Raw genomic sequence first — 6,654 nt, forward strand, 5'->3', positions numbered from 1 at the left:
GGGTTCTAAGCCTCGTCTTGACGTAAGATGCGCCGCTTGTTAACTGGGATACAAAAATCACAATTTTTCATAGGGCATCTTACGTCGGAGTGCAGATTTTTCGCTTGTTTTACCCAACCCCACTCGCTCTCGTCCCTACGGACACGCTGCGCGTGAGGGGTCCTGCGCTTTGCGCTTACGCTCAAATTCAAAGTGTGTCCTGAGTCCAAAAGGACACGCTGCGCCAACACAGAGGCGCAGCAGCACGCTCTGTGTTCAGTGTGCGCTTTGCGCTTACGGCAGTCGCTCATGGGGGAAACCAACGCCAGTTCCCGCTTGTCGGGAAACCCTCCTGCTTTCCCTGGCTCCCCAAGACCGCGCTGCCTCACCGTATTCGTTATCGGGTATGCAGTATGCAAGACGGTAAGGAGTGTTGGTGCCCAGCCTATCAGGCTGGGCGACGGCTGGATATTTTATTACTAGTAAGTGCAAGAGCCGTGCCGCACCGCGAGGGACTCACCCGACTGGGATGTTATTTCAAGGAAAGTGCCTTAACTTCTGACGAACGACGAAGACGACGCATTTATCTACACAAAACGCGCAACCCTTGCCCTTCGGGTTCGCCAGTCCCCTACGGCGGGAGACCCGCCTACAGGGCTGGACTCACCAAATCAAGCAGGATTTTGAGTACTAATTAAGAATTTATTCTAATAAACTGCTTGATTTGGCTGCCTCCACGATTAATCGTGGAACGCAGAACGGGTAATCGTAAAAGGGTTGCGCGTTTTGTGCAGGTTTTCCCCTCGACAGGGAGGAATCTACCACCAAAATTGTGTTAATTTATGAGGAAAAGAAGGCGTCACCGTGCCAAAACGGGAAAATTGTACGCTAAGGCTGAAACCCTTGTCCTACAATCGTTTCAGACCTGGAAACAAGTGATTTGACTAATACTTGTATAATAAGCAACTGGAAGACTGTTTACCCTCAGTTTGTTGGTGCAGAGTAGTATGTATTCCCTGCACCTTGATAGTATTTTTGGAAAAAAGTATTTTTTACTGCCACATTTGGGAAGTTATACACTGAAATTATTCAGAAAAATTTGGCAGGTTTTTTAACGCCAATTGTGCTACTTCTTCAGCACGTTGTGACGTTATTTTTTGATACCGTAATGTTGTCTGAATGTTCTCATGTCCCATCAGGGCTCTGAGTTCTTCAATTCCCATCAGTCCCACTCGCTCTGTAGCAAAAGTATGTCGTAGGTCATGAATACGAATCTCTTGGAGTTCTGGAGTTTCCCCAATTAGGCTTGTCCAGGACTTATGCGCCATTCGGTACGAAAGGCGAGAGACTTCAAATGTTTTTGGCTGTTGAGCAGTAAACAGTGCTGGATGATTGGGGTGTCTGTAATATTTAATGTAGTAATTTAGACTCTTGAGCGCAACTTCGCTGTAAAAGCACCAACGTTGCTTGTTGCCTTTGCCAATAACCTGAAATTTCCTGGCTTTGAGGTCAATGTCATCTAAATTTAGAGCCAACATCTCCGCAATTCTAGCGCCACTGGTATGTAATAAACGCACCAAAGCAGACATCCGAGCATCTTTTTGAATGACACGATACAGAATATTTAATTGATGGTGAGTAAGGTAGCGCACAGCTTCATCCGTAGCATGTTCTCCTTTGTCTTGGTTGGGTTTGCGCCTTGAAAGTCCCACAACCGGATTTGATTTAAGATAGCCCATATCAACAGCAAAGTTGAATAAAGCTGTGATGACAGCTTGATGACGGTGGTGGGTAGTGTAAGAAAGGTCAGTCAGTTGATTGAGATATTCCACCAACACTTGTCGGTCGATGATTTCTATTGACCATCGACCATACTGCTTGAGTAAGGGGATAATCGTAGACTCATAGGAACGCAGAGTACTTTTGGCTAGTCCCGGACGTTCTAAAAACTCGGTGGCTAAAGCGGCTAAAGTCATCATCACTTTAGAGGGGCTTTTTGCAATTCATTTGAATAAAAGTTTTGATATTAAATTATCATTAAAAAATATATTTTCAGATATATTTTGATGGTTGTAACAGAACATTCGACGCTTCCAAAGGGGGAAGAAGGGCTTGCTAATTACGTCCAGAGATTACGGGGTCAGCTTTCCTTAACCCAAAAAGAGTTGAGTTTAAAAGCTGGAATACATATCCAAACCATCCGCAAAATTGAAGGTGGACAAACTTCAAGGCTCAATCAAAAGGCTAAAGGTGGTTTGGCTTCGGCGTTGGGGATACCACCAGAGTACTTGGATGCAGCAGCTAAGAAAGTCTCTCCAGAAACCATAACTTCGCTCAAGTTTTGCCCCAAATGTTGGACTCCAGGAACTACCCCTGACCAAATGTGGACTGACTTACGGTCGAAGTATTGCTTTGCTTGCGGTACAGCTTTACGGAATCGTTGCGTTAGTTGCAATGAACCAATTATGTCGCTGAAATTTAAATTTTGTCCTTACTGCGGTACGAACTACAAGCAAAATCAAACCACTTCTGATAAATCAAATATATAGGTATCTAATTGGCAACGCGCGAACTTTTATCTCCAGCACAGCGACTACAATTTACTGAAATTCCCGATTCTATTACCACAAGAGATATAGCTCGCTACTATACTTTTAGTAATGACGAACTCAAAGTTATAAAAGAGCGTCGTAGACCACACAATCGTCTGGGTTTTGCCGTACAGTTGTGTTACCTACGCTTTCCCGGCCGTGTTTGGAGTCTAGGAGAAATAGTACCGGAATCTGTACTATTTTATATTGCATCTCAATTAAAACTTGACCCAGCAATAATAACAGAATATTCCCAAAGGGATACAACTCGACGTGAACATTTGGCAGAAATTCAAAATAATTTTGGATTTCGGACTTTTAATACATCTACATACAAGCAACTCTCGAAATGGTTATTACCATTTGCCATATCATCAGATAAAGGAATGGCGCTTGTGGGAGTATTAATTGATGAGATGCGCTTGCGCCAAATTATTATTCCAGCTATTTCTACGGTAGAACGTTTAGCCTGGGAAGTCAGAAATCGGGCTCAAAAATTAGTATGTCTTGAGTTAACTAAAAGTTTAACAACATTACAAAAGACAGCACTGGATAAGTTATTAGTTGTAGAGCCTGATAAAAAGCTGACTGATTTAATTTGGCTGCGTCAAGCACCGGGTCTAGCTAATCCGAGAAACTTTTTAAAGGTGGTGGAAAGACTAGAGTTTATTCGCCATCTCAATCTCGACTCTGGATGCTTGAAAACAGTACATCAAAATCGCCTGCTGCAATTTACCAGAACTGGTGCGAAGTCTACACCTGCTCACTTATCTAGGTTGGATGAATTGAGACGCTATGCTATTTTAGTTGCTTTTCTCATTGAATGGAGTGCTTCATTGGTCGATTATGCCATAGGTATGCACGATAAAATGATGGGTAAGTTATTTAATAAAAGTGAGCATCAACATGGCGATAAGTTTCAACGTGATGGCAAAGCAATTAATGAGAAAGTCCGATTGTATGCTCAAGTAGGTAAGGCATTAATTGCAGCTAGAGATGAGTCCAATGATGCCTATCAAGCAATTGAGTCTGTATTGGATTGGGAGAAATTTATCAGTAGTGTTGCCGAAGCTGAGAAGCTAGCAAGACCTGCAGATTTTGATTATCTTGAACTCCTTGATAACCGTTATTCACAGTTGCGACGTTATACACCCAAGTTGTTAGAGGTGTTTGAATTCAAAGCTACCAGAGCTAGTTTACCAGTGTTAAAAGCTTTGGAGATAATTAAAGAATTAAATATATCAGGTCGGAGAAATGTGCCGGAATCTGCGAACACTAGTTTCGTTAAACCTCGTTGGTCAAAACACGTATTTAAAGGCGATACTATTGAGCGTCACTACTATGAGATGTGTGCTTTAACTGAGTTACGCAGTGGTTTGCGTTCTGGAGATATTTGGGTAGCGGGGTCGAAACAGTTCCAAGATTTTGAGGATTATCTGTTAGCAGATAGCGCATGGCAGTCAATGCGTTCTTCTCTCACGATACCTGTGGCAGTAGCGACGGATTTTACTACCTATATTGAACAACGAACACTCGAATTATCTGAACAATTATCGCTGGTTTCTTCTTTAATGGCAGAGAAGAAACTGGTTGATGTCAGATTAGAAAACGAGCAGTTAATTATCACTCCTCTTACCAATGCTGTGCCGAAGAATGTTGATGAATTTAGCAGAAAAGTTCATAGTTTACTGCCAAGAATTAAGTTGACTGATTTGTTAGTAGAAGTTGATTCTTGGACGCAATTCACTAAACATTTTACGCATTTACATTTAGGAGAACAAGTATCCGATAAAGTTGTTTTGTTAAGTGCCTTGCTTGCTGATGGTATTAATTTAGGTTTAACGCGGATGGCTGACGCAATTCAAGGAATGTCCTTTGAGCGTTTAGCATGGGTGGCAGATTGGTATATTCGGGATGAAACTTATTCCAAGGCTTTAGCAGAGGTGGTAAATTTCCACACACAAGTGCCATTTGCTGCTTATTGGGGTGATGGGACAACATCTTCTTCTGATGGTCAACGGTTTAGAGCAGGCGGACATCGCAGTTTTAATGAAGAGATTAATGCCAAGTATGGTAAAGATAGAAGCGTGATTTTTTACACGCATATCTCTGACCAGTATGTCCCATTTCACGTTAAAGTAATTAACGCCACGATTAGGGATGCAACTCACGTTTTGGATGGTTTGTTGTATCACGAGAGTGATTTACAGATTCAGGAGCATTATACGGATACAAGCGGTTATACCGAGCATGTGTTTGCGATGTGCCATTTATTAGGGTTTAGATTTGCACCTCGAATGCGAGATTTACCTGATAAGAAATTGTATACTTTTGAACCTACTCCTGCTGATTCTGTTTTGGCACCCTTGTTAGGCGACAAGATTAATGTGAAATTGATTCAAGAGTCTTGGGATGAGATTCTACGCCTTGCTAGTTCAATTCGGACGGGTACGGTGACAGCTTCTTTGATGTTGAGGAAATTAGCTTCCTATCCTCGCCAGAATCGTTTAGCTTTAGCTTTACGGGAGTTGGGAAGGATTGAGCGGACTTTGTTTACTTTGGAATGGTTGCAGAGTCCAGAATTGCGGCGACGGGCGACTGCGGGCCTAAATAAAGGTGAGGCGAAACATACCCTGAAAAGAGCGGTGTTTTTTAATCGGCTGGGGGAAGTACGCGATCACGAAGTGGCGGCTTCCGCATCGCTCTTATGAAGACCAGTTTTATCGGGCTAGTACTGTGCGACAGAAATAATCAGACAGTTTAGAAAACTAGAGGACGACCAGTGTAAGTCCAACGAAATGGTTTCGCCAAGACGTTGTTGAAGTAATCAATAAACGAAAAAATTCGTTGCCTGAGGTCCGAGACTGAAACAAAACTTGCACGTTTGAGTAAACGCCGTGCAAGAATGCTAAACCATAACTCAATTTGATTCAGCCACGAGGTATGTTTTGGTGTGTAAACAAACCGAATCCGATGATTTGGGTCGCTCAAAAACGCCGCGCGTGTGGCAGTTGACTTGAGAATCCCACATTCGCCTTTGACCCCCAAATCGATTTGTAACCCACAAACCGATGCTACCCACCTTACAAGTGATTCGGATTTATGAATATCTAACTGGTCTGTAATAAAAATCCAAGCCCCTTTCGGATCGCAACCAACAGTTTGTTGAATATGTGTGACAAAATCAGCTTCGGTACGTGTTGCACCAATCGACGGCGCAATCACTTTTCCAGTAGCTACCTCAAAATTCGCTATTAGGCACTGCGTACCATGCCGGATGTACTCAAATTCGATTCGCTCGACAGATGTTGCTTGCATCGGTTTTGTTGGTGCGATTCTCTCCAATGCCTGAATCCCTGATTTTTCATCCGTACAAATCAGATGTATTCCCTGGGCGTTGAGTTCGACTGCACTGCGATATAACGTACATACTGTCTCAATTTCGTGTGCGAATGCCTCTGGATCACTAGGTTTTGCATTTAACCAGTATTGGCTGCGGTGCGGTTTTAAGTCGGCTTCTTTTTAAAAAACGTTGTACCGAACGCAGTGAGATGTTTTCCACAATTCCACGTTCGATTGCTTCGACCATAATCGCGGTGCTACTCCAATGACTGATTGGGCATTCACTGGCGTTCGGGTCACTACACGCAATCGCAATAATTTGTGTCAGTTGTTCGGCACTAAATTTCATCGGTGCTCCACAACGTGGTTCGTCCGTTACTACCTCTTCAATCATTGCCATCAGTTCGCGATCGCTCACCCGAGCTATTTCTGCTGCGGTTAACTTCTCGACTGCCATCAGCCATCGACACCGCCATCGAATTGCCGTTTCTCTTGTCACCCCTGTGATATCAGCTGCTTGCTGATTATTGTTGCCTGCTGCCATTGTTTGGATGAGTTGCACACGTTTTACCAACTGCTGGCAACTACTATGCCGTCGTAGAATTCGTTCGAGTAATTCACTTTGGCGTTCACTCAATTCAATCGGTGTTGGTTTTGGTCCTCTCACAAAGATACTTTCCTCGGCTCATGTCATTTCTCAATTTTAAACTGTCTGATTATTTCTGTCGCACAGTACTAGTGG

5 protein-coding genes and 1 pseudogene are annotated in these 6,654 nt (G+C 43.2%); 2 read left to right on the forward strand and 4 right to left on the reverse strand.

Features of this window, described 5'->3' with window-relative positions:
- Window positions 1–273 precede the first annotated feature (273 nt).
- Together ACM0OZ_RS40150 and ACM0OZ_RS40155 are read right to left on the reverse strand one after the other, a co-directional pair.
- A complete protein-coding gene (locus ACM0OZ_RS40150; protein ID WP_414588452.1) occupies window positions 274–471 on the reverse strand; it encodes a hypothetical protein in 198 nt (65 codons plus the stop codon).
- A 593-nt stretch (window positions 472–1,064) separates the two neighbouring features.
- Window positions 1,065–1,958, reverse strand: coding sequence for a tyrosine-type recombinase/integrase (locus tag ACM0OZ_RS40155; protein WP_336230977.1), 894 nt, complete (start codon window positions 1,956–1,958; stop codon window positions 1,065–1,067).
- 87 nt (window positions 1,959–2,045) lie between these two features.
- Here ACM0OZ_RS40155 and ACM0OZ_RS40160 point away from each other — a divergent pair, with 87 nt between their 5' ends.
- Together ACM0OZ_RS40160 and ACM0OZ_RS40165 are read left to right on the forward strand one after the other, a co-directional pair.
- Window positions 2,046–2,528, forward strand: coding sequence for a double zinc ribbon domain-containing protein (locus ACM0OZ_RS40160; RefSeq protein ID WP_336230976.1), 483 nt, complete (start codon window positions 2,046–2,048; stop codon window positions 2,526–2,528).
- 8 nt (window positions 2,529–2,536) lie between these two features.
- Window positions 2,537–5,303 (forward strand): annotated as a pseudogene (locus ACM0OZ_RS40165) (Tn3 family transposase); the annotation flags it as partial.
- Between the two features lie 27 nt (window positions 5,304–5,330).
- Here ACM0OZ_RS40165 and ACM0OZ_RS40170 read toward each other — a convergent pair.
- Complete coding sequence (locus tag ACM0OZ_RS40170) at window positions 5,331–6,011, reverse strand: transposase (RefSeq protein ID WP_414588454.1); 681 nt, start codon at window positions 6,009–6,011, stop codon at window positions 5,331–5,333.
- Between the two features lie 25 nt (window positions 6,012–6,036).
- Window positions 6,037–6,579, reverse strand: a complete 543-nt coding sequence (locus tag ACM0OZ_RS40175) for a helix-turn-helix domain-containing protein (RefSeq protein ID WP_414588453.1) — start codon at window positions 6,577–6,579, stop codon at window positions 6,037–6,039.
- Window positions 6,580–6,654: the final 75 nt, after the last annotated feature.

This window comes from Scytonema sp. PCC 10023 (genome assembly GCF_963920835.1).
In the GTDB taxonomy this organism is placed as follows: Bacteria; Cyanobacteriota; Cyanobacteriia; order Cyanobacteriales; family Nostocaceae; genus Kalymmatonema.